The following is a 23,714-nucleotide window of genomic DNA, read 5'->3' as shown; positions in this document are numbered from 1 at the left end:
AATCACGCTCGCTAGGCTTATCCCATTCATGACGGCCACCAGTCGGATGGCAATAGATCCTCACTCTCCCGTCTCTTCAGATCCATCATTGCAATCCATTGAAGATAACGGAATGTTGTTTGGATCTGCTTATGGCCTAATAAGGCTTGCAACCGTGGTAACGGCATTCCAGCTAACAGTTGATGGCAAGCAAACGCATGGCGCAGGCTATGAAAACGAATGGCGCAGGCTATGAAAACGAATGCACTTTTGAATTCCTGCTCTCTTAGCGGCTCCTTTCGTTTCTAATCGAAGGTATTTGCTATGCAGAGGACGGTGCTTATCCAATCCATAAACCACCACATCACAAAGTTCGTATCGTTGCCAATAGGCACCTAGCACCTGTTGCAAGCTTTGCGGAAACAGTACATAGCGATCTTGTTGCCCCTTTCCTTGCCTTACTTTGATGCAGTGATGAGTAAGGTCTAAATCATCGACTCGCAGTGCATTAATCTCACTGATTCTCATCCCTGTTGTATAAGCCAACACCATGGCGACATACACTTTTGGATGCTGACAGCATCGGATCATGGCTTGCACTTCATCTGGATAGAGCAAGTCTGGGATTTTCTGAGATTTATTAGGATGAGGAAGCGATACCGATGGCATCTCTTTGTTCGCGACTTTCCGATACAGAAAGTTCAGAGCGTGTAATGCTTGACGGCAACTTGACCAGCTCCATCCTCGCTCTCTTATTAGATACAGTAAATATTGCTGGATATCGTTTTGATTGAGTTGATCGGGTGGCACACGAAAATACCGAGCCACTTCCGTCAATTGATATAAATAAGCTCTTTGCGTCGACATAGAAAAACCTTCTAGGGTCATCCTGTCTATGACTTGCTGGCGTAAAGGCGTCATAACTTAATTCTCCATTGTTGAGTGGAAGATTAAGTTTGGTTCTAAATGGGGGAATTGGGAAAACTGAGAAAAGACCCGCGAAGCGGCTTAGTTCAACATTTTGATAGTGCGCATGCGCGTTTTGCCAAATAACCGCGCGAGCCAGAGAAGAGTCGATAAAATAAGCCTTCGTCGTCCTGACGCTTTATTGACAGACAATACCTGATTTCATGGGGCTTCCCAAGTTTAAATGTACCAATGTAGACCAAAGACCTATCTTTTTTGATCCGGAGCCAATTAGCGATATTCCATGCGTTTGATTTGCGCTGACGCGTCGAGTTTACGAGACAGGCGCAAGCAAATTAAATGACATGGAATGGCACAGCAAAGCGGTTTATGAAGCCGAAGCTGGTGGTTGGCAGCCTAGAAAGACTGTCTAGATTGCAGATTGATCCCTCGGGGACCGAGGTCCTACAACTTTGGTGCTTCGATTTGCCGAAGACGTTGCAACTCCTATGTCACGGAGCGGAGGCCGTTCGTACGAGGGCTGGTCGCGAAAAGAATTTCGTTTCAAAAGTCAGTTAGCCATATACCATGCATTTGATTTGCGCTGACGCCTCGAGTTTACGAGACAGGCCAAGCAAATTCAATGACATGGAATGGTGCAGCAAAGCGGTTTATGAAACCGAAGCTGGTGGTTGGCAGCCTAGAAAGACTGTCTAGATTGCAGATTGATCCCTCGGGGACCGAGGTCCTACAGCTTGGATGTTTTGGTTTGTTTACAGTGTTGCTATGTGATCGCGGGGCGCAGCCCGCCCATACAAATAATACATGTTTGCACAGATGACAGATTGCTTCTGCGGTGAGGTTATCTCATGAAAATTCCGCTATTATAAGAGGTCATAACGCATTAACTAAACGATATAGTAAATAAATTTATTTGAGCGCTTGACGCGTTACTCATTCTCTATTAACTTTACCTTATCGTTTAGTTATTAATTTTTAGTGTTTAAACACACAACTTCATCCGATAGGAGTCTTTCATGCAAAGCAATAATGGTTACTACGGTGAGTTTGGCGGGAGCTACATTCCTGAGATTCTCTACTCTAGCCAGCAGCAAATCCTTCATGCCTTTGAAGAGGCGAAGAACGATCCAGCGTTTATTGCGGAGTTGAAAGATACTTGGCAGAACTACTCTGGCCGCCCTACACCTTTGACGTTCTGTAAGAACCTTACGGACTATTTTGGTGGCGCTCAGATTTACCTAAAACGCGAAGACTTAAACCAGTCTGGCGCACACAAGATGAACAACGTAATTGGCCAAGCTCTGTTGGTTAAGCGTATGGGCAAAAAACGTGTGATCGCTGAAACCGGTGCTGGTCAGCACGGTGTCGCGACGGCTTTGATTGCTGCTCGCCTTGGCCTTGAATGTACCATTTACATGGGTGCTAAAGACGTGAAGCGTCAGTACCCGAACGTATTCTGGATGAAACAGCTAGGTGCAACGGTTGTGCCGGTTGCTGAAGGTGCACAAACATTACGTGATGCCTTGGACGAAGCACTACGTGACTGGTCTTCTAGCCATGAAGACAGCCATTACTTGATCGGTACAACCTGTGGTTGTGCGCCGTTCCCAGAAATGGTGGCGTACTTCCAGTCGGTCATCGGTGAAGAAGTGAAAGAGCAAAGCCAAGCGCAGTTTGGCCAATACCCAGATCGCTTGTACGCCTGTGTAGGCGGTGGTTCAAACGCCTGCGGTTTGTTCTTGCCATTCCTAGAAGAGAAAGAAGTAGAAATGATCGGCGTTGAAGCCGGTGGTAAAGGCTTGGAGCTTGGCCAACACTCAATCCGTTTGTCGAATGGTTTGGGTCAAAAAGGCATTGCTCAAGGCTTTGCGACCATGTTCTTACAAGATGCCAATGGTCAACTACAAGAAACGCATTCGATTGCCGCAGGTCTGGACTACGTGGGCGTGTCCCCCATCATTGCTCACTTGGCGCAAGAAGGTCGCATTCAGATGACCTACGCTATGGACGACGAGGTGGTGGCGGCGTGTTCTTTGTTGCTGAAAAAAGAAGGGATCATCCCAGCGTTGGAGTCGTCACACGCGCTTGCCGGTGCGTTTAAAGATGCACCTAACTTGCCAAAAGAATCACGTATCGTGATCAACTTGTCTGGTCGCGGTGACAAGGACATCTTTAATGTTGCCAAAGCAATGAACGATGCAACCTTCCCAGAGTTCTTGGAAGATTACATGGCTGATTACAAAGAACACTTGAACAACGAAGGGGAAGCATAAGCATGAGTCAGTTAGCACAATACATTGCTGAAAAGCGTCAGCAAAAACCTATTCTCTCCATGACACATGTGGTTTACGGCTACCCAAGCGTTCAAGAAAGTTTAGATTGGATGGCGACACTTCTAGAAGCAGGCGCGGACTTTATCGAAGTTCAGTTCCCGTTCTCTGATCCGGTGGCCGATGGTCCAACGATCGTCGCAGCCTGTCACGGTGCGCTGCACGATCAAAGCCTAACGGTTGAGCAATGCCTAACAGACATCGGTCAGTTAGGTCGTGATTACCCGCAAGCACGTATTGCTCTAATGAGTTACTTAAACCCGATGTACCGTTACGGTTTAGAAAAACTTGTTAAACGCTGTGCAGAAGAAAACATTCAAGGCCTGATCCTACCAGACCTTCCTTATGAGCAAGCAGCCGACCTACGCACTTATTGCGAAGCAAACGGCGTTGATCCTGTGTGGTTGGTCACGCCAGTAACACCGAAAGATCGTCTCGCCTTTCTTGCAAAAGAAGCGACTGGCTTCTTGTACTGCGTCGCACGCTCCGGTGTAACAGGTAACTCAAACCATAATGGCGGCGATCAGCAGTCGTTGGATGAGTACCTAGCTGAAATTAATTCACACACTAGCGCGCCGATCGGTGTTGGCTTTGGTATTCGTGAAAAAGCCCATGTAGACGCACTTAAAGGCAAAGCCGATGTCGCTATCATTGGTTCTGCTCTACTGGATGCCTACAACAAAGGCGGCAAAGAAGAAGGTTTGAAACTGTTCAACAATTTGTTTAACAGCTAAATCTCTATAGACGGCTCTTTCAAGTACTAAGAGCCGTCTTTTTCCAACACGCACAACGTCTTCAACCAATTCTCTAACGCAATCACTCTTGGATCAGGTGTTAACCTGTCTAAGCTCAGAACTTGGTAGCAATGGCCTGTAAGTTCATCACCCCACGGTGCCATCAGAAAACCTTCTTCAATGTCCTGCTGAACGACTGGATAAGAGCCAATCGCCATACCTAGTCCGCTTTGGGCGGCCTGCAATGCATAGAAGAAATGATCGAAATAACGCTCTAGCGAAGCGTCACTATCATTTTGTAATATGGTTTTCTCTCCTTCAACGAGACTTAACCAATCCTTCCATGCCAAGGGTCGCGTGCGGCTGTGGAGTCGAGTGCCTTTTCTCCAGTCTTGATCAATAGACTTAAAATAGGCTGCGGTACATACAGGGCCTGCCCGCTCAGCAGCAAATGGCGTCACTCGATAATCATCAGGAACACCAAAGTCCGAGCGCCTTATCGCCACATCACACCCTTCGGATAGTAAATCAATCGGCCCACCAGCCATTCGCACATCAACATTCAACTCTGGATGTAATCGATAAAACTCCCCCAACTTTGGCAGTAACCAGCGCATTGCCAATGTCGGCTCGCACGAGATAACAAAGAAAGGAGAGCTAACAGAATGCCGGTGAATTTTTTCGACCGCATCATCCAATCGGTCCAAACTTTCTTTGGTCGCATTGTGCAATAAGACGCCTGCCGGAGTAAGCACAACTCTGCGGTTTCGTCGATAAAATAAAGGAACGCCCAGTCGTTCTTCAAGGGTTGCCACAGCACGGCTAACGGCGCCATGGGTCACATTTAAACTGTGAGCGGCTTTTGAAAAGCTTTCATAAAAAGCCGCCGCCTCAAATAGCGGCAACGCATTAAGTGAAGCCAACACTCTCTTTCTGTGAAAATTGCTCACGTATATTCCTATCTTTTTTCGATATTAAAGGCGTAATTTTTATTTCATGATTGATTTATTCATAATATAAATCAATCCATATAGGAATCTAAATGGAAAACTTAACGCTTGAATGGATCAGTGTCGGCCTTATTACTTGTTTAGCGGTCATAAGCCCCGGACCGGATTTTGCTATGGTGTCAAAAATAGCCATCTCCACAGGACGTAAAGCAGGCTTGTTATGTGCGCTTGGAATTGGTGCAGGTGTGACCGTTCATTTAATGTACACCATACTTGGACTTGGGCTATTGCTAAGTCAACAAAGTTGGCTATTAAGCGCCATCAAAATCGTTGGAGCAAGCTATCTCATATGGCTTGGTATGCAAGCTTTCTGGCCAGATTTAAAAGCCAAGTTTTGGCCTTCTAGCAAAGCTCAATCGATCACAGATGATCATCCAAAAAGGCTTCCATCGTCGAAGCGTGCATTGACAAATATCACGTCTCACCCCTTCGTAATAGGATTCATCTGCAACGTATTTAACCCCAAAACAATGCTTTTTATTGTCGCGTTTTACAGCCAAGTTATTTCCAAGGATACAGGTTATCTTATCGAAATAGGCTACGGCGTATTCATTGCTCTGGCTCACTGCATTTGGTTTGCTTTGATCGCTAGCGTGTTTACAGGTCAATATTTCAAGCAACATATTATACGTTACAAGGGTTTTATTGAGCGTACATGCGGTGCAGTCATGATGGCGTTTGGGCTTAAAATGATCGCTTAAAAACGAAGTAACTAAACTATAGCTTCGCTTTTTTGTTGAGCGTTTATGGCCCCGGAACCACCGGACAATTGACAACGATATTAGTACGCTCGATATTGACCAGCCCTTTGGCGTCAGCATCAAGCACAGCATCTTCTGACGTCAGTTCAAACGCGCTTTCAGGGTCAACCCACTTCACTGCGTACATTAACCAAATGGGAGAGTAAGCCGTATCTGTACTCAGCGGTCCTACTGGAGTAGGCGCGGATGGAAAAACATTACGCTGCTCTCCATTAGGAAAGCCGTATACTCGCTCGATGACTGTCTTCTGCCTTGGAGGCTTAGGGTAGTTTGGAATCGCGTCACGTAAACGAGGGGCATAATTGGCCCCTATCCTTTCGGCCATGGCTTGATCAGACACGTCTGTTGTTACGTAATAGACTGTTTCACCCTCAAACCATGCTTGCTGCATGGGTAAACTGTACTGTACAGCAGCGGGCTGATTTGAACAGGCTGTCAACGCAATGCCTGCACTTACCAATGCAGCGCGACCAAATAGAGTTCTCAAAGACATCTTGTCCATATACCTTCCAGTAGTGTCGTCGATAAATAATAGTGGTTTATCCTAACGGCTTGAGTGGTTTTCACAAGATGCTTCTTCACTCAGATTAACTATCTGTATTTTGACGTACGTATTTATAGACCGTATTACGACTCACCCCAGCAGCTTTCGCAGTTCGAGAGACATTTCCTTGGTACTCTTCTAATAATCTGGTGATGGTCTCTTCTATCGGCTCTTTTAGCCCATCTGAGTGGTCTCCATCTGCATCGACTTTATCAATACCATTATTCAGATCATCAAAGAAGTCATCAGGTAAATGCCATTCTTCTAGCTCATCCTCATCTGCCATCGCCATACCCACTTTCAGCACATGGACTAACTGGCGCATGTTACCAGGCCAAGGATGCACCTCTAATAAATCCAACATGGCATCACTCAATGCGGGGCCAGGCTCTTCTGCGCGCAAGCGCTCATGGACATACGCAATGAGCTCACGCTTATCTTGTCGTAACTTCAGAGCTGGAAGCTCGATATTGAGTCCAGAAATACGGTAATACAAATCTTGCCGGAACCGCCCTTCGGCGACCTCTTCTTTCAAATGTCGATTGGTCGCAGAAATCAGTTTAACGTCTACCGGATACGCTTCGGTCGACCCCAATGGTGTCACCACTCGCTCTTGCAGCACACGTAATAATCGTGATTGCACAGCAATCGGCATCTCGCCTATTTCATCAAGGAATAAGGTGCCTTTGTGCGCACGACGAATAAGCCCAATAGAACCTTTAGTTTGCGCGCCAGTAAATGCCCCTTTCTCATAGCCAAACAGCTCTGATTCCACTAGCTCCGCTGGAATCGCCGCACAGTTAACAGCGACCAACATCTCTTTGTAACGTGAACTGTGATAATGCAGACTGCGCACGAAAATCTCTTTGCCTGCGCCAGTTTCGCCATGAATTAAGATCGGAATGTCCTTCTCCATGATTTTATGCGCTTGCTTTACCGTCCGACGAACACGCTCATCACCGTGTTCGAGTTCATCTAATGGGATAACGTTGTCGGGGATCTGTGAGGGTAAAGGCGTTGCTTGAGAAGGCAAAGACGCAGCTGGCGCCTGATAGTGACCACTGGTGCGATAGTCAGGCACCTTCATCACTTGTGTCACGGGTGGCAGCGCTTTAACGTAGAATTGATAGCGCCCCAGTGCCCGTAGTTTCATCGGCATATGCAATGGTTGATTCTTTATTTCACGCATATCGCAGTCGAATATTTGCGAGATATTGAGCAAAGACAAATCACGTGCGAGCACGACTTCCGCACGACGATTTGCAGAAATAATAGTGCCACGATCGTCCAATACCAATAGACCTGACCAATGGCTGTCTAAACTGGTCAGATTGGTGTTAAAGCTCAATATAAAGTGGTCTTGCTGGAAAGCAGTAAAGATTAAGCGATTCTCTACACTCAGTGACATGAGCTTTACCATGCCTAGGGTATGGTCTTGCGGTAGATACGCATCTGAAGAAATGTCGAGCACACCAAGCAGCTCATTGCCGGTGTCAAAAATGGGCGAAGCAGAACCCACCATATACCGATTCGCTCGGAGAAAGTGTTCATCTCGACCAACTTGAATGGCGCGACCACTGATTAAAGCCGTACCAATAGCGTTAGTACCAACGCCCTGCTCAGTCCACTGATTACCTTCTACTAGACCATGATACTGCCCGCGACCAAAGCGCTTTTGCCCCCACGTGTTAAGCACATGGCCTTGGCGATCGGCTAACACAATCATGCAAGCAGAATTGCTGAGGATGTTCTCGTAATAAGGAATGATCTCGTTTTCTGTGGTTTCCAACAGGCTACGATGTTGATCCCTTAAATCGTTCAATTCCCCAGAGGGTAAAGTCGAAAAATTTGGCTCTGTGGCGTGCTCAAGGCCAAATTGTTCACAGCGATACCAAGAGGCTTCAATTTGTTGTTTGTGTTCTTCGTCAGTTAAGTTGACGTGAGGCCTAAGCATTGCCGTGTCGTCACCTATTGTTTCTTCTTGTTTTTTATTTGTCATTACAGCTCCAGTGCAAGGAGCGACAAGCCTTTTGCTATTCTGCGATTACCTGTCCATAAGGTCAATGTAAATAGCCGCTGTCACTCAAAATCCTGAACATCTTTTCGCGAAAGTGTTCAATAAAGTGTTCAACTGAACACTTTATTTACAAATTTGAACAACTATTTTCATATTTGAAAAAAACAAAAAGACGTCCGGAAATAAATTTATTTCCTTTTAAATCATTTACTTAAATCAAAAATACGTACTTTTTAATGGATTGGCACAGGGATTGTATAGCTAAACCATACCATTGATACGTGTTCATTTGCGAAAAGCGACAAGCCACTCTCTTACTGCACAGTGAAGAACGTATCACACAAAAACCGCTTCATTGTGGCGGCCATAAAAACAACAAAGGGTTAAAAACAATGTCACTGACGCTGAACAACGTGTCCCGCGTTGTCGACGGAGAAACATGGATTGATAACGTCAATCTGTCGTTGGAGCCTGGCTCATTTAATGTGCTGCTAGGACGAACGCTCTCTGGAAAGACAACGTTAATGCGCCTTATGGCGGGTCTTGATCGACCCACCCATGGACAAATCATGATGAATGGTGTGGATGTAACGGGGGTTCCGGTTCGAGAGCGGAACATCTCTATGGTCTATCAACAGTTCATCAACTACCCCAACATGACGGTGTATGACAACATCGCCTCCCCGCTTCGCTTGGCAAAAATGTCTAACAGCGAAATAGATCGCCGAGTTCGAGAAACCGCTGAAATGCTGCGCATTGACAGCTATCTGGACCGCATGCCCTTACAACTGTCCGGTGGTCAGCAACAGCGCACCGCCATGGCAAGGGCGCTTGTTAAAGACTCTCAAGTCATCTTATTTGACGAGCCATTGGTGAATCTGGATTACAAACTCCGAGAAGAACTACGCCAAGAACTGCGCGCGCTTTTTAAAGCACGTAACTGTATTGCGGTGTATGCAACGACTGAACCAAATGAAGCCTTAGCGTTATCCGGCAACACTGCCGTACTTCATGAAGGCAAGCTGCTTCAATTTGGAGAAACCGCTGAGGTGTACCATCGCCCCAAAGACATCATTACAGCGGAAATGTTCTCTGAGCCTCCGATCAATGTGGTCCCCGGACGCGTTAGCGAAACGGAAGTCACCTTTGATGAGACCGTGCACTTTCAGCTTAACAATGATTTGCGCCCGCTGGAGCCAGGCAATTACCGCTTCGGGGTTCGGGCTTCTCATATAGGTTTAGTGCCGCACTCCGATGACGATTTAGAGCTGCCCGTACAAGTAGATCTTGCTGAAATCAGTGGTTCAGAAACCTTTTTACATGTCCACAATCCACACTTCGACTTGGTGCTGCACCTTTCGGGCGTACATGAATACCACGTTGATCAGCAAATCAAAGTGTATTTCCCCACCCACAAGCTGTACGCCTTTAACGAAAGTGGTCGACTGGTCCACGCGCCAGCTGGCTTAGGAGGTCGTTAACATGGCAGAAATCACTCTTAATTCATTAGCCCACACGTACAGCGACAATCCGACCAAACCGGAAGATTACGCGATTCGTGAAATGCAGCATATTTGGCATCAAGGCGGCGCTTACGCCTTACTTGGCCCATCAGGCTGTGGCAAATCTACGTTATTGAATATTATCTCAGGTCTCTTGGAACCGTCGGATGGCGAAGTACTGTTCGACGGAAAACGCGTTAACGAACTTAAGCCTGAAGAGCGCAACATTGCGCAAGTTTTCCAGTTTCCCGTGGTGTACGACACCATGACGGTCTATGACAATCTTGCTTTCCCATTACGCAACATTGGTGTACCCGAACATAAGATTCGCTCAAAAGTACTCGAAGTGGCAGAGATTCTAGAGCTCTCTGATCAGCTTAAGCGTAAAGCCAAAGGCCTTTCTGCGGATCAAAAGCAAAAAGTCTCCATGGGCCGCGGTTTGGTTCGCGATGATGTTTCAGCCATTCTGTTTGATGAACCTTTGACGGTTATTGATCCTCAACTGAAGTGGAAACTGCGCCGCAAACTCAAGCAAATTCACGAGCAGTTCAACATCACCATGGTCTATGTTACCCACGATCAGCTGGAGGCCTCGACCTTCGCTGATAAGATTGCCGTGATGTATCAAGGCCAAATCGTTCAGTTTGGCACACCACGGGAACTGTTTGAAAACCCTGCCCACACTTTTGTTGGCTACTTCATTGGTTCCCCCGGTATGAACTTCATTGACGCGACGGTCACTGAAAAAGAACTGTCGTTTGGTACCCACACGTTGCCATTACACCCGTTACTACTAAAGCGTTTGCAGGACATGGATGCGCAGCAAGTAAAAGTGGGCATTCGCCCTGAATTTGTTCATGTCTGGGACGGCGCGAATGACGACGCCTTCCTTGTCGATGTGGACTTCGTCGAAGACCTTGGCACCTACAAGATCCTCACGTTTAACTTTCACGGCATTCTTATGAAAGCACGTTTAAGCGAAGACCAGAAGGTACCTCAAGGAAAAGCCTACGTCAGCTTTCCTGAACAGTGGACCAAGGTGTACGTCAACGAATTTTTGGTGGAGGTTGACCATGACTAAAGTCGAAAACAACAAAGCATGGTGGTTGGTATTGCCGGTCTTTTTGATCGTTGCGTTCTCCGCCATTATTCCTTTGATGACCGTAGTGAACTACTCAGTTCAAGATATTTTTGACCCATACACACGCTACTTTGTGGGTACTGAATGGTTCAAACAAGTCATGACCGATTCGCGTCTGCATGACGCACTGATCCGTCAATTCATCTACTCTTTTACGATTCTCGCTATTGAAATACCGTTGGGCATCGCGGTAGCACTGATGATGCCGACCAAAGGTCGAGGCGCTTCATTAGCCTTGATTCTAGTGGCCATTCCATTGCTGATTCCTTGGAACGTTGTGGGAACGATTTGGCAAATCTTTGGACGTGCTGACATCGGCTTATTTGGTGCCATGATGGCGGAGTTGGGGATCAACTACAACTACGCGTCCGAACCCATGCACGCTTGGCTAACGGTGGTACTGATGGATGTTTGGCACTGGACGCCATTGGTTGCACTACTCTGTTACTCCGGCTTGCGCGCCATTCCTGAAGTGTATTACCAAGCTGCACGAATCGATAAAGCCTCCCGCTGGGCCGTATTCCGTTACATCCAACTGCCTAAGTTGACCAACGTATTGATTATCGGTGTATTACTTCGGTTTATGGATTCTTTCATGATCTACACTGAACCTTTTGTCTTAACAGGCGGTGGCCCCGGTACTTCGACTACGTTCTTGAGCCAATCTCTGGTTCAGCAAGCCATTGGCCAATTTGACTTAGGCCCTGCGGCAGCGTTCTCGCTGGTGTACTTCCTTATCATCCTGTTGGTGTGTTGGGTGTTCTATACCACCATCATGAACATGCAAAAAGACAAGTAGGAGTCGATCATGTCAAATGAAACGACCATTGCAGGTCGCACGAATCAAAACGAAACGATTGCGGAGGCGACGTACACACAAACAGCGCCTCAGCAGCCGGTCTTCTCTCAAGCAGAACGCAAGGCCAAATACGCGACTTGGCGAGGACGCATAGGCTTAACGGTCTACCTTATATTGTTACTGATGCCGATTTATTGGCTCATCAATATGTCCTTTAAAACGAACACTGAGATTTTGAGTGGTTTATCGTTTTTCCCGCAGGATTTTACCCTAGAGAATTACGCAAAAATATTTGGTGACGCGACGTGGTACATGGGTTACGTCAACTCCATGATTTACGTATCCATGAATATGGTGATCAGCTTAATTGTCGCACTTCCCGCGGCGTATGCGTTCAGTCGCTACAAGTTTGTCGGTGACAAGCATATGTTTTTCTGGCTGCTGTCTAACCGAATGGCGCCACCAGCAGTGTTTTTGCTACCGTTTTTTCAACTGTATTCCTCCGTAGGCTTATTCGATACGCACATTGCGGTAGCGCTGGCCCACTGTCTTTTCAACGTGCCGTTAGCGGTATGGATCTTAGAAGGCTTTATGAGTGGCGTGCCACGTGAAATTGATGAAACAGCCTACATTGACGGTTACTCATTCCCGAAATTCTTTGTGAAGATTTTTATCCCATTGATTCGTTCAGGGATCGGTGTGACGGCCTTCTTCTGTTTCATGTTTTCGTGGGTTGAACTGTTGCTTGCACGCACACTGACATCCGTAGATGCCAAACCGATCGGCGCGATTATGACCCGAACCGTATCGGCGTCAGGAATGGACTGGGGACTACTGGCTGCTGCGGGGGTGTTAACCATCATCCCTGGCATTTTAGTGGTGTATTTTGTTCGAAATCATGTAGCTAAGGGCTTCGCCCTAGGCCGAGTGTAGGAGAAAAATCATGGCTTGGATGTCTTGGACATTACCCACGGCGGCCTTTTTTGCCGGCATTGCACTGATACTCGTCGCTATGACGACTTGGCAAGTGATCTCCCCTAGCGTCGAACGTCGAGGCTTTCTGCCTCTCGATACCACCCGCGGAGATCGCTTGTTCATAGGCCTGTTAACCAGTGCCTTTATTCACCTAGGTTTTGTGGCATTGAGTGATGTTTCACTCTATGTCGCAACTGCGCTCTGCGTCGTTTGGATGATTATCCTAATGCGCTGGGGCTAGTCAGCGTGAGAGACCAAGGACGATCTAGTACGGAAGCTAACTAACTAAAAATCAACTGTTGAGGTAAAACATGTACAACAATAAAAAGAAGCTCGTTTTAGCTGCCATCCCATTTGCTGTTGCGTTAAATTCCGCATCACTATGGGCTGACCAGTATTCTGATGCGGCACAGAAATGGGTCGACAATGAATTCACAGTTTCAACCCTATCGGAAGCTGAGCAGCTTAAGGAACTCGCGTGGTTTACAAAAGCGGCCGAGCGTTTCCGTGGCATGGAGATCAATGTCGCATCGGAAACACTGACAACGCACAAATACGAGTCCCAAGTATTAGCCAAAGCGTTTGAGGAAATCACCGGTATCAAAGTCAACCATGACTTGATTCAAGAAGGTGATGTGGTTGAAAAACTGCAAACTCAAATGCAATCTGGTCGAAATATTTATGATGCGTACGTCAACGATTCGGATCTTATCGGTACCCATTTCCGCTACGGTAAAGTCGTTCCGATTACCGACATGATGGAAGAAGAGCCTTCTTTGAAATCCCCGACGTTGGATTTAGCGGATTTCATTGGCTTGAACTTCACTTCTGGACCAGACGGTAAGCTTTACCAACTGCCAACGCAGCAGTTCGCAAACCTTTATTGGTTCCGCTATGACTGGTACCAACGCCCTGAGCTGAAAAAGCAATTTAAAGAAATCTATGGCTATGAACTGGGTGTACCGGTTAACTGGTCAGCGTACGAAGACATTGCCGAGTTCTTCACGGTTCATGTTGGCGAGATTGACGGTGAAAAAGTCTATGGCCACATGGATTACGGTAAAAAAGACCCTTCTCTAGGCTGGCGTTTCACGGACGCATGGTTCTCTATGGCGGGTGCGGGTGATAAAGGCTTGCCAAACGGTTTGCCAGTAGACGAATGGGGTATCCGAGTAGAAGGCTGTAACCCTGTCGGCTCCAGTGTGTCCCGAGGCGGTGCAACGAATGGTCCAGCGGCCGTCTATGCGACCACTAAATACGTCGACTGGTTACGTCAATATGCGCCACCAGAAGCACAAGGCATGACATTCTCTGAGGCTGGCCCAGTACCAGCGCAAGGTAATGTGGCTCAGCAAATCTTCTGGTACACCGCATTTACCGCTGATATGACGCAAAAAGGTCTGCCTGTTGTGAATGAAGATGGTACGCCTAAATGGCGTATGGCACCGTCTCCACGTGGCCCATACTGGGAAGAAGGCATGAAGCTTGGCTACCAAGATGTGGGTGCGTGGACATTCATGAACTCAACGCCTGACGACCGCCGTAACGCTGCGTGGTTGTACGCACAGTTCACAACGGCAAAAACCGTTTCTTTGAAGAAAACATTGGTGGGTCTAACGCCAATTCGTGAGTCTGATATTAACTCACCTGAGATGCAAGAAGCCGCGCCTTACCTTGGCGGTCTTGTTGAATTCTACAAAGGCCCTGCACGTGAGCAATGGTCACCAACCGGTATTAACGTACCAGATTACCCAAAACTGGCTCAACTCTGGTGGCAATACATTTCTCAAGCAGCCAGCGGAGAAGCATCGCCACAAGAAGCGCTTGACGGCCTAGCCGCCGCACAAGACAAGGTTCTTAACCGTTTGGAGCGCGCTAACGTTCACGAAAACTGTGGTCCTAAACTAAACGAGCCAAAAGATCCGTCTTACTGGCTTAACCAACCGGGCGCACCAAAAGCCAAGCTTGCCAACGAAAAAGTACAGGGTAAAACCGTCGATTACGACGCCCTACTTCGCTCTTGGGAATAAGCTTTTCTTGATCACCACCTTATAAGTCTTGACCGGCCATTGTGCCGGTCTTTTTTATGCAAAAAAAAGCCGCCCTAATTAAGGCGACTTTCTTATACAAAAACAGTTCAAAATGTGTGATTGCCGATCTCATCATATGTTTTGATGGAAATTAGCTTACCTAAAGTACTCATGCGTATCACTTCTGGTGGGTTATCTGTTGACCAAAAATCACGCCATTCCTCTTTAGAATTCCAGCGTGCAATAGCAAGAAAATGACTTGGCTTGTTATCTTCTTCAAGTAAACAACTGCCATGGGCACCAGGATGTGTTTCACGTACGATTTGTGTTGTAGACTTCCAAGCGTCGCAGAATTCGGCAATGTTTTCTGGGCTAACGTGCCATTCGTATACCACTCGAATCATTTTTATCTTCCTTATTACACAAGCTATAAAAACTAATTTTAAATTTATAATATGACGCTTAAAGACGTGTATGAAAACAAACTATACGTGCTAAAAGAAGCATCAGATTTAATGTAGCTAGGGCAACCCTCATCTCGCCGTAAATGAAAAAGGGAGCATATGCTCCCTTTCTATATGATTTAAAACCGAATTTACAGTAAAACTTTAGAGACTAGAGCGCACACGTCGCACAGCGTCCAGCCAACCGTCGTAAAGAGTCTGTCGGTTGCCGTCGTCCATGTCTGGCGTAAAGCAATGCTCTGACTGCCACAGTTCACTGATTTGCTCTAAAGACTCATAAACACCAATTCTTAGACCCGCTAAATACGCCACACCAAGTGCAGTAGTTTCGGTTACTTTAGGACGCTCAACGGTAATACCCAAAAGGTCACTCAAAAATTGCACCACTAGATCGTTCACGACCATTCCGCCGTCTACTCGCAGGGTATCAAACTCCGCGCCATCTTGTGCCATGGCCCCCACAAGATCCTTTGTTTGATAGCACACAGAGCGTAAGCCAGCACTGATAATATCAGCGGCACTGGTGTCTCGGGTTAATCCAATCATAGCACCGCGCGCATCAGGGTCCCAATAAGGCGCACCTAAACCAGTGAACGCTGGAACTAAATACACCGTATCAGCATTTAAGGCTTGCTGAGCGAGGCTTTGTGTTTCCGATGCATCCGCAAATAGCTTCAACCCATCACGTAGCCATTGAATCGCCGCACCAGCAACAAAGATACTGCCTTCAAGAGCATAAGTGACTTTACCATTGATACGATAACCAACAGTGGTCAGCATTTTATGTTCCGATTTAAGCGCTTGCTCACCGGTATTAAGGATCATGAAACAGCCAGTACCATAGGTACTTTTCACCATTCCCGGTGTAAAGCAAGCTTGACCCACTAAAGCCGCTTGTTGATCACCGGCAATACCGTTCACGGGGATCTCCGCTCCTAACCACTGCTTATCGATGACGCCAAAGTCGTCACTCGAATCCATAACTTGTGGAAAGATCACATCGCCAATGCCTAGCAGTTCAATCAGTTCTTCATCCCATTGTTGCGTATGGATATTGAATGCCATAGTACGAGCCGCATTGGTGGCATCCGTTCTATGCTCACGACCAGAGGTTAAGTGCCACAATAAAAAGCTATCCACCGTACCAAAGGCAATATGACCTTCTTTAGCTCGCTCTTTAACACCCTCAACGTTTTCCAAGATCCAGCGAATCTTGGTGGCAGAAAAATAAGGATCGATTAACAAGCCAGTTTTGGCTTGAACAGTCTCACTGTGGCCTTGATCGACTAAAGATTGGCAGAACTCACTGGTGCGACGATCTTGCCAAACAATCGCGTTATAAACTGGCTTGCCCGTTTCGGTGTCCCATAATATGGTCGTTTCACGCTGATTAGTAATTCCAATGGAGGCTACCGCGTCAGCGGTGATGTCTGTATCCTTAAGAACATCACGACACACACTTAACGTTGATTGCCACAGATCATTGGGGTCATGCTCAACCCAACCATCGTTAGGAAAAATTTGCGGAAATTCTTGTTGTGCCTGACCGATGCGCACACCAGAAGTGTTGAATAGAATAGCGCGACTACTCGTCGTGCCTTGATCAATCGCAAGTAGATACTGGCTCATGGGAACATGTCTCTTTATCTGCGAGCCCATGACCATTTGCATTGGCTTGGTTATGGGCGTTTGTTATTTTTGTTATTCGAACACAAATGTTCAAAATCGAATATTTCTATTAAAACTGTAATTGATCACTTTAGCAAGATGTCATCAAGGAGTTTACGTCACGTATGGGCCAACAAACACGCCAAGATAGAATCGTTCAACTGGTACGCGAAAAAGGTTACACCTCTATCGACGAGCTGGCGGAACAGTTTAAGGTAACACCACAGACGATACGTCGAGATATCAACTCTCTTGCCGATCAAGATTTAATTCGACGTCACCATGGCGGTGCAAGTTACGATTCCTCCACAACAAATGTTGACTACAACACTCGACAAGCGCTTCATCAAGATGCCAAAAAAAGAATCGCCAAACACCTCGCCAAAGAGATCCCAAACGGTGCTTCGTTGTTTATCAATATTGGGACAACCACAGAAGAAGTGGCTAAGGCACTACTCAATCATAGTGCACTTAAAATAATCACCAACAACATCAATGTTGCATCGATCCTGCGTATAAAAGACGACTTCAATGTCATTGTGGCCGGCGGGTCGGTTCGCTCGAGAGACGGCGGTATCATTGGTGAAGCGACGGTCGACTTCATTAATCAATTCCGTGTGGATTACGGCATTATAGGCATTAGTGGCATTGATCAAGAGGATGGGTCGCTGCTTGATTATGACTACCAGGAAGTACGTGTTGCACAAAGTATTATTGCCAATTCACGCAATGTGTTCCTTGCGGCCGACGGCGCAAAGTTTGGTCGTAATGCTATGGTTCGCTTAGGTAATATCACTCAAGTAGACCAACTATTCACCGATACTCAGCCACCAAAGACGATCCTCTCATTGCTTAAAGAACACTCAGTGAAACTAGAAGTGTGTGACTGACCGCCCCTTCAAACTATTGTCAGCGCTAGAAGGCCAATTTCCCTAGCGCTTTATGGCGCAAAAAAGAATAACTTTGATGTTTATTTTCCTATCGTCTGCTTGAAAAACCACCTATACAGGTCTAATATCGAAACTGTATTTTCGTTTTTGAACATATAATTTTCGTTTTTCAAGAGGTAAGCCATGAATCAAACGCATTTCGATCTCTTCGTCGTCGGGGGAGGCATCAACGGCACCGGGATCGCAGCAGATGCTGCCGGGCGCGGTCTTACTGTCGCCCTATGTGAAATGAATGACCTCGCCAATGCGACGTCTTCAGCGAGCAGCAAACTCATTCATGGCGGTCTACGTTACTTGGAACATTACGAATTTCGTTTGGTACGAGAAGCCTTAAGTGAACGCGAGGTTCTGCTTAAAATAGCGCCGCATTTGGTCACCCCTATGCGTTTTCAAATGCCTCACCGACCTCACCTACGACCAGCATGGTTAATTCGCCTAGGTTTATTCCTCTATGACCACCTAGGTAAACGTGAGCAGCTACCTGGCTCTAAGGGCGTTAAATACGATGCTTCAAGCGCCCTAAAATCTGAGATAAGCCAAGGGTTTGAATACTCTGACTGCTGGGTGGATGACGCTAGGCTCGTTATCGCTAATGCACAAAGCGCGCAAGAGAGCGGAGCGTTGATCATGACCCGTACTCGCTGCGAGTCCGCTCATAGAGAAAATGGCAAATGGGTCATTGAAGTCAACAACACAGCCACAGGTGAACGTCAGCAATTTACCGCCAATGCTATTGTTAACGCGGCTGGTCCTTGGGTATCGAGCTTTATTGAGCAAAAGGTACAGCGCAAAGCACCTTATGGCATCCGTATGATTAAAGGCAGTCACATTGTTGTGCCTCGTTTATACGAACAAACCAATTCCTTTATCATGCAAAATGCAGACAAACGGATCGTTTTCGCTATTCCTTATCGTGATAAATACACTTTGATTGGTACGACCGATGAAGAATACAAAGGTGATCCAAAAGACGTTGCCATCAGTGACGAAGAGACACAGTACATTCTAAGTGTTGCCAATCAACACTTTAAAAAGCAACTGGCAAAAGAGGATATCGTCTGGACCTATTCCGGTGTGCGACCGCTGTTGAATGATGAATCTTCCGATGCATCCTCTGTTACTCGGGATTACACTTTGCACGTAGAAGACGACCATGGAAAAGCGCCTTTATTAAGTATTTTTGGTGGCAAGATTACGACGTATCGACAGCTGGCCTTGTCAGCTATGAGCGACCTGAAACAGTACTTCCCATCAATGGGAAAAGAATGGACACACGCCAAACCTCTTCCGGGTGGAGACATGAGTAATGACTACACCGTCATGATCAATAAACTGATGTCAGAATTTCCGTTTCTATCGCCTGAACTGGCCCGTCGATTCACAGGTAGCTATGGAACGCTTTCATACGTCCTGTTAGGGGATAGTCAATCTATTGGAGAATTAGGTACTTGCTTTGGCTCGGATTTATATCAGAAAGAAGTCGACTATCTTGTTGAACATGAATGGGCGGTCACTGCGGAAGATATTTTATGGCGCCGTACTAAACTAGGTTTGGAGCTAGATACACAAGAGGCGCAAGCCCTAAAAGATTATTTAGCCGATAAGCTTAACCGCCCTATCGACACCGAGTTAGTCGCCGCAACCGTTTAACCTGATTCTAACATGCCTCATAAAAGTTCTGCCGCGAGGCGCCGATAAACCCACCTCGCGAGCTAAACTATTTTAAATAGGGTTAGCTTACTTACTGTAATGCGATGGATCATCTTGGTTTGGGCGCGTTTTAAAGCGGCGATGCAGCCACATGTATTGCGCTTTATTTCGACTAATAAGATCTTCAATAATGTGATTTCCACGAATGGCATCGGCCAATTCGCTCTCACCTGGAAAGTCTTCCAGAGGTTCACTGATCTTAATTGAATAGCCTTTGTCGTCTGCGTTACGCTCTACGAAAAAAGGCAACACTTTTGCTTTGCCTAATTTTGCCAACATAGTGCCGCCCGTAATCGTCGCCGCTTCCTGCACCGCAAAAAACGGAATAAATACGGCGCTTGAACGGCCAAAGTCCTGATCGGCGGTATACCAAATCACATCAGGTGCACGCAGACTGCGGACCATTTGACGAACGTCGCGCTTTGGAATCAAAGCCTTATTAGAACGAAGACGACCCTTGACTTGAAGATATTCCATAACAGGGTTGTTGTGTGGTCGATAGACACCAATACCTGGATTAAACTGACCGAAAATACGCGCTCCCATTTCTAGCGGTAAACAATGCACCGCAAACAAGATCACACCTTGTCCATTCTCCAGCGTCCTTTGCACATGCTCTTGCCCGGTGATGTCCATATGACGCTGCACTCGACTATCGGACCACCACCAAGCACTGACCGTGTCAAAAATGGCCTTGCCAGTTTCTTCGAAGTTTCGTTCAAGCAACCGTTGATGCTCTTCTGCTGTCGCATCAGGAAAACACAATTCCAAGTTACGTCTAGCCGTATGAACTCGTCCTTTGGCAAGTTTCATCATCAAACGGCCAATGCCCTTGCCTATACCCATTTGCCAATTCAGTGGCAACATAGACACTAGGCGCCCTAGACCGACTCCCAGCCAAAGTACCCAATGTTTGGGATGAAGCAATGCTTTTGAAAATTGTGCTTGTTCTACCACGACGAAATTCACCAATAAAAAATTCGCAGGTATTCTAACGTAAAATGCATAAGAAATTGAGCATAGTGAAGCTTAAATGTTTTCTTGCTTTAGGACGGCCAATGCCATGGCGGTAAATCCAACATGCCCATGCTTGGGATTTGAGTTTCGCCAAAGTCTTTTTCTAAACGAATCGAGTGGCACAGCTCTGATTGTTCCAAAGCAGCAATCAGACGCGAGGCATGGGACACAACCCAGACTTGGCAGTGATCCGCAGCAAAGCTAATTAAGCGAGCTAAGGCTGGCAATAAATCAGGATGCAAACTCGTTTCCGGTTCATTCAACACCATTAATTCAGGTGGCCTGGGCGTTAATAACGCAGCCACCCACAGTACATACCGCAGCGTTCCATCGGATAACTCTGAAGCGTTTAACGGGCGCAATAAACCATGCTGATAAAACTGCAGCATGAAGCGCCCTTCGTCGGTGCGAACTACTTCAAGTCGCGCCCCCGGAAACGCGTAATCAATAGCCTCATGTAACGCCTCGGCATCGCCTACTTCAAGGATCGTTTGAATCGCCGCTGCCACATCACGCCCATCATGATTGAGCACGGGCGTAAACGTTCCTAGGTGATGCTGGCGTGCAGGTGCTGCCTGATCCGTGCGAAAATGATCGTAAAAGCGCCACTTCCGAATTCGGTCACGCATAAAAAACACTTCAGGGGCTTGTTGCGCATCGGCCGCCAGATCAAACATAGAGTCAAAACTGGATGCATGATACGACACAACTTCCCAACTTCGCCCAGCGCGGCGCTTTATGGCATTGTCCTGTCGATCTACTAATGCGCCTGCTGGTCGATAGTATTCTCCGTGCCAAATCGTCTCACGCATGATGCCGGGATCGAGCTTGAACAGCGTGGGGGTACTAGTGGGCATGGCCACGCCAAATTTGGGCAGCCCAAGCGCCACGGAATAACCGTAGTCTTCAGCTGCAAAGCCTAGCTTAAGCTGACGCTTAGTTTGCCTTGGGCCACCTTGCACCGGCACCTCACCTGAACGCATACGTTTGGTGATTTTCTCAGGCCCAGCCCAAAAAACCGACTCTAATCCACCGTCTTCGGCGAGTGATCGAACCAAACCACCTTCACCCACTTTAGCGAGTAAACGCAATGCTTTATATAAATTAGACTTACCACTGCCATTCTCTCCTGTTACAAGATTCAGACGTCCAAGCGGTATGGTTAAGTTGATAATCGAGCGATAGTTTTCAATGGCAATGGTTTTGATCATGAGGCATCCTTGTCCGTAAATAACGAAAGGCAACAGCCGTTTACAATAACATAAGCACAAAAAAACCTCTGGTTCTTAAAGCTAAACAGCCATGAGAACCAGAGGTTTAAGTGATGCTATCAAAGATATTAAGATCTAATTAAACGACGCTCACCAATCAGCGCTTTGATGATGCAGTAACACATCGCAAGCATCAACAAAGAGAATGGGATCGCGGTTGCGGTCACACCTGCTTGGAGTGCCGACAAACCACCACCAATCAATAGCACGATGGCAATGAGCCCTTCCACAATGGCCCAGAAAATACGTTGTGGACGCGGTGCATCAATTTTACCGCCAGAGGTAATAGTATCCACCACTAACGATCCTGAGTCAGACGACGTCACAAAGAACACCAAAGCCAGTACAATCGCTAAACACGACACCACACCGGAAAATGGGAAGTCATTCAACAAACCAAAGATCGACAACTCTGGACGGTAGCTGTCAATTACGTAGCTTTTAACCAAGCTGCTAGATGGGTCAGAATAGATTTGATCTAACGCCATGCCACCAAAAACGCCCATCCAAATAAAGATGAACAGACTCGGTACCACCAAGACACAGAAAATAAATTCACGCACGGTACGACCACGTGAGACACGCGCAATAAACATTCCGACAAATGGTGACCAGCTGATCCACCACGCCCAGTAGAAGACAGTCCAACCCTGACGGAAGGCATCATCCTCACGACCAATAGGAGCAGACAGCGGAATAAATTCCATAACGTAGGTTGATAAGCCTGACCAAATGCTTTCCAAGCCCACCATAGTCGGTCCAACCAATAGGACGAACAAGAAGAACAGTACGGCCATGATCATATTAAACTCAGACAGTTTCTTTAAACCGCCTTCCAATCCACGCCAGACTGACACCAATGCAACCGCTGTGACGGCCAAGATGACAATGACTTGAGTCATCGTGGTCACTTCTATGCCAAACACAAAATTTAATCCGGCATTTGCCTGCTGTGCGCCCAGTCCTAATGAAGTCGCCAAACCAAACAAGGTGGAAAAGACGGCCAAAATATCAATAATGTCGCCCCACCAACCCCAGACACGGTCGCCAAGGATGGGGAAAAACACAGAGCGAATCGAAAATGGTAGCCCTTTATTATAGGTAAACAATGCCAAGCCTAATGCCATGATCACATACACAGCCCAGCCATGAATGCCCCAATGCAAAAATGTTCCGGCCAATCCCATCGCTGACGCCTCAGCCACCGCATCAGGGTTTAGCTGACCATCCGCACCAAAAGGAGACGTAATGCCTAGCGGCAAGGAAACGTTAGCGTGGTAAACGGGCTCTAGAACGCCAAAAAACAACAGACCCACTCCAATACCAGCGGTAAACAGCAATGCAAACCAAGACAAGTAGCTGTGGTCTGGTTTCGCGTCTTTACCGCCTAATCGGACTTTGCCAAAAGAAGAAAATGCAAGGAACAAACAGAATAGTATGAAAAAATCGACAAGACCAAGAAAGTACCAATCCAGCGTTTCATTTGAAAAAGAGACGATAGATTGGAAAAGTGTCCCAGCTTTTTCAGGAAACACTAACGTAAGAATTATAAAAACTATTGCTGCAAGTGCAGAAATAATAAACACTCGGTTGTGGATATCGAAGCCTAACGGGCCTAATTTTCCGACAATATTATCTTGTCCTACAACATAATCTGTCTTCATATCACTGTGATTATGAGAGTGGGAAGACTTATGCATATCTGTCATAACCCCCTCCGTAGATACGTTAGATTACTTTTAATACGGTCGGTTTTATACCTCATCTGAGATCCTTTTTTCAGTTCGTAGTAGCAGCCATTTTTTAATGCTTTAAACATTGAGACCTTCTCCACCAAGGATTAGAACTCAATAAAAAAAGAAAATGAAATAACCTATTTAGAATT

Annotated in this window: 21 protein-coding genes; 11 read left to right on the top strand and 10 right to left on the bottom strand. The window is 46.6% G+C overall.

Translation table 11 applies throughout. The features are described from left to right. Window positions 1-26: 26 nt before the first annotated feature. Window positions 27-179, bottom strand: coding sequence for a hypothetical protein (locus AYW76_RS19515; RefSeq protein ID WP_407943005.1), 153 nt, complete (start codon window positions 177-179; stop codon window positions 27-29). A 28-nt stretch (window positions 180-207) separates the two neighbouring features. Continuing rightward, window positions 208-900, bottom strand: a complete 693-nt coding sequence (locus AYW76_RS08360; protein ID WP_067218410.1) for a tyrosine-type recombinase/integrase — start codon at window positions 898-900, stop codon at window positions 208-210. A gap of 1,022 nt (window positions 901-1,922) precedes the next feature. Between AYW76_RS08360 and trpB the strand changes: the two genes are divergently transcribed. After that, complete coding sequence (trpB, locus tag AYW76_RS08350) at window positions 1,923-3,179, top strand: tryptophan synthase subunit beta (protein WP_067218404.1); 1,257 nt, start codon at window positions 1,923-1,925, stop codon at window positions 3,177-3,179. 2 nt (window positions 3,180-3,181) lie between these two features. Next, the gene (gene trpA / locus AYW76_RS08345; RefSeq protein WP_067218402.1) at window positions 3,182-3,970 is read left to right on the top strand and encodes a tryptophan synthase subunit alpha; all 789 of its coding nucleotides are present in this window, start codon (window positions 3,182-3,184) and stop codon (window positions 3,968-3,970) included. 26 nt (window positions 3,971-3,996) lie between these two features. Here trpA and AYW76_RS08340 read toward each other — a convergent pair whose 3' ends face one another. After that, window positions 3,997-4,920: a LysR family transcriptional regulator gene (locus AYW76_RS08340; RefSeq protein ID WP_067218398.1), complete on the bottom strand. Its 924-nt coding sequence runs from the start codon at window positions 4,918-4,920 to the stop codon at window positions 3,997-3,999. A gap of 92 nt (window positions 4,921-5,012) precedes the next feature. Between AYW76_RS08340 and AYW76_RS08335 the strand changes: the two genes are divergently transcribed. Beyond that, complete coding sequence (locus tag AYW76_RS08335) at window positions 5,013-5,681, top strand: LysE family translocator (RefSeq protein ID WP_067218396.1); 669 nt, start codon at window positions 5,013-5,015, stop codon at window positions 5,679-5,681. Window positions 5,682-5,724: 43 nt separating this feature from the next. Here AYW76_RS08335 and AYW76_RS08330 read toward each other — a convergent pair whose 3' ends face one another. Next, entirely contained in the window at window positions 5,725-6,243 is a 519-nt protein-coding gene (locus tag AYW76_RS08330; protein WP_231872573.1) for a DUF7482 domain-containing protein, read from the bottom strand. Between the two features lie 85 nt (window positions 6,244-6,328). Next, on the bottom strand, window positions 6,329-8,239 hold the full coding sequence (locus AYW76_RS08325) for a sigma-54-dependent Fis family transcriptional regulator (protein ID WP_067218430.1): 1,911 nt from the start codon (window positions 8,237-8,239) through the stop codon (window positions 6,329-6,331). Between the two features lie 455 nt (window positions 8,240-8,694). Here AYW76_RS08325 and AYW76_RS08320 point away from each other — a divergent pair, with 455 nt between their 5' ends. From AYW76_RS08320 to AYW76_RS08295, 6 genes are all read left to right on the top strand, one after another. Continuing rightward, window positions 8,695-9,783, top strand: coding sequence for an ABC transporter ATP-binding protein (locus tag AYW76_RS08320; RefSeq protein ID WP_067218427.1), 1,089 nt, complete (start codon window positions 8,695-8,697; stop codon window positions 9,781-9,783). 1 nt (window position 9,784) lies between these two features. After that, window positions 9,785-10,885 (top strand): ABC transporter ATP-binding protein, encoded by a 1,101-nt coding sequence (locus AYW76_RS08315; protein ID WP_067036703.1) that lies wholly within the window; start codon window positions 9,785-9,787, stop codon window positions 10,883-10,885. Next, window positions 10,878-11,744, top strand: coding sequence for a carbohydrate ABC transporter permease (locus tag AYW76_RS08310; RefSeq protein ID WP_067218393.1), 867 nt, complete (start codon window positions 10,878-10,880; stop codon window positions 11,742-11,744). Before AYW76_RS08315 ends, AYW76_RS08310 begins: the two co-directional genes overlap by 8 nt. Before the next feature lie 183 nt (window positions 11,745-11,927). Then, on the top strand, window positions 11,928-12,677 hold the full coding sequence (locus AYW76_RS08305) for a carbohydrate ABC transporter permease (RefSeq protein WP_197467788.1): 750 nt from the start codon (window positions 11,928-11,930) through the stop codon (window positions 12,675-12,677). 10 nt (window positions 12,678-12,687) lie between these two features. Next, window positions 12,688-12,960 carry a DUF2160 domain-containing protein gene (locus AYW76_RS08300; protein WP_067218390.1) on the top strand — a complete coding sequence of 91 codons (273 nt, stop codon included), beginning with the start codon at window positions 12,688-12,690 and terminating at the stop codon, window positions 12,958-12,960. A gap of 70 nt (window positions 12,961-13,030) precedes the next feature. Continuing rightward, window positions 13,031-14,749, top strand: coding sequence for an ABC transporter substrate-binding protein (locus tag AYW76_RS08295; RefSeq protein ID WP_067036694.1), 1,719 nt, complete (start codon window positions 13,031-13,033; stop codon window positions 14,747-14,749). A 107-nt stretch (window positions 14,750-14,856) separates the two neighbouring features. Here AYW76_RS08295 and AYW76_RS08290 read toward each other — a convergent pair whose 3' ends face one another. Next, complete coding sequence (locus tag AYW76_RS08290) at window positions 14,857-15,153, bottom strand: antibiotic biosynthesis monooxygenase family protein (RefSeq protein ID WP_067036691.1); 297 nt, start codon at window positions 15,151-15,153, stop codon at window positions 14,857-14,859. Between the two features lie 204 nt (window positions 15,154-15,357). Next, entirely contained in the window at window positions 15,358-16,842 is a 1,485-nt protein-coding gene (gene glpK, locus AYW76_RS08285) for a glycerol kinase GlpK (RefSeq protein ID WP_067218386.1), read from the bottom strand. A gap of 164 nt (window positions 16,843-17,006) precedes the next feature. On the opposite strand from glpK, the gene AYW76_RS08280 reads away from it, so the two are divergent. Both AYW76_RS08280 and glpD read left to right on the top strand, forming a co-directional pair. Continuing rightward, window positions 17,007-17,771 carry a DeoR/GlpR family transcriptional regulator gene (locus tag AYW76_RS08280; protein ID WP_067218382.1) on the top strand — a complete coding sequence of 255 codons (765 nt, stop codon included), beginning with the start codon at window positions 17,007-17,009 and terminating at the stop codon, window positions 17,769-17,771. Window positions 17,772-17,954: 183 nt separating this feature from the next. Beyond that, window positions 17,955-19,481 carry a glycerol-3-phosphate dehydrogenase gene (glpD, locus tag AYW76_RS08275; protein WP_067218378.1) on the top strand — a complete coding sequence of 509 codons (1,527 nt, stop codon included), beginning with the start codon at window positions 17,955-17,957 and terminating at the stop codon, window positions 19,479-19,481. Window positions 19,482-19,568: 87 nt separating this feature from the next. Here glpD and AYW76_RS08270 read toward each other — a convergent pair whose 3' ends face one another. The 3 genes from AYW76_RS08270 to AYW76_RS08260 form a co-directional block, all read right to left on the bottom strand. Next, window positions 19,569-20,498, bottom strand: coding sequence for an LpxL/LpxP family Kdo(2)-lipid IV(A) lauroyl/palmitoleoyl acyltransferase (locus AYW76_RS08270; protein ID WP_067218375.1), 930 nt, complete (start codon window positions 20,496-20,498; stop codon window positions 19,569-19,571). Window positions 20,499-20,587: 89 nt separating this feature from the next. Beyond that, window positions 20,588-21,769, bottom strand: a complete 1,182-nt coding sequence (locus AYW76_RS08265) for an AAA family ATPase (protein ID WP_067218371.1) — start codon at window positions 21,767-21,769, stop codon at window positions 20,588-20,590. Between the two features lie 128 nt (window positions 21,770-21,897). Continuing rightward, entirely contained in the window at window positions 21,898-23,538 is a 1,641-nt protein-coding gene (locus tag AYW76_RS08260; protein WP_067218367.1) for a BCCT family transporter, read from the bottom strand. Between the last annotated feature and the right edge of the window lie 176 nt (window positions 23,539-23,714).

The organism is Marinomonas gallaica, from assembly GCF_001639745.1.
GTDB lineage: Bacteria > Pseudomonadota > Gammaproteobacteria > Pseudomonadales > Marinomonadaceae > Marinomonas > Marinomonas gallaica.
Note: the sequence above shows the minus strand (reverse complement) of the source record. Positions and strands in the feature narration are given on the sequence as shown.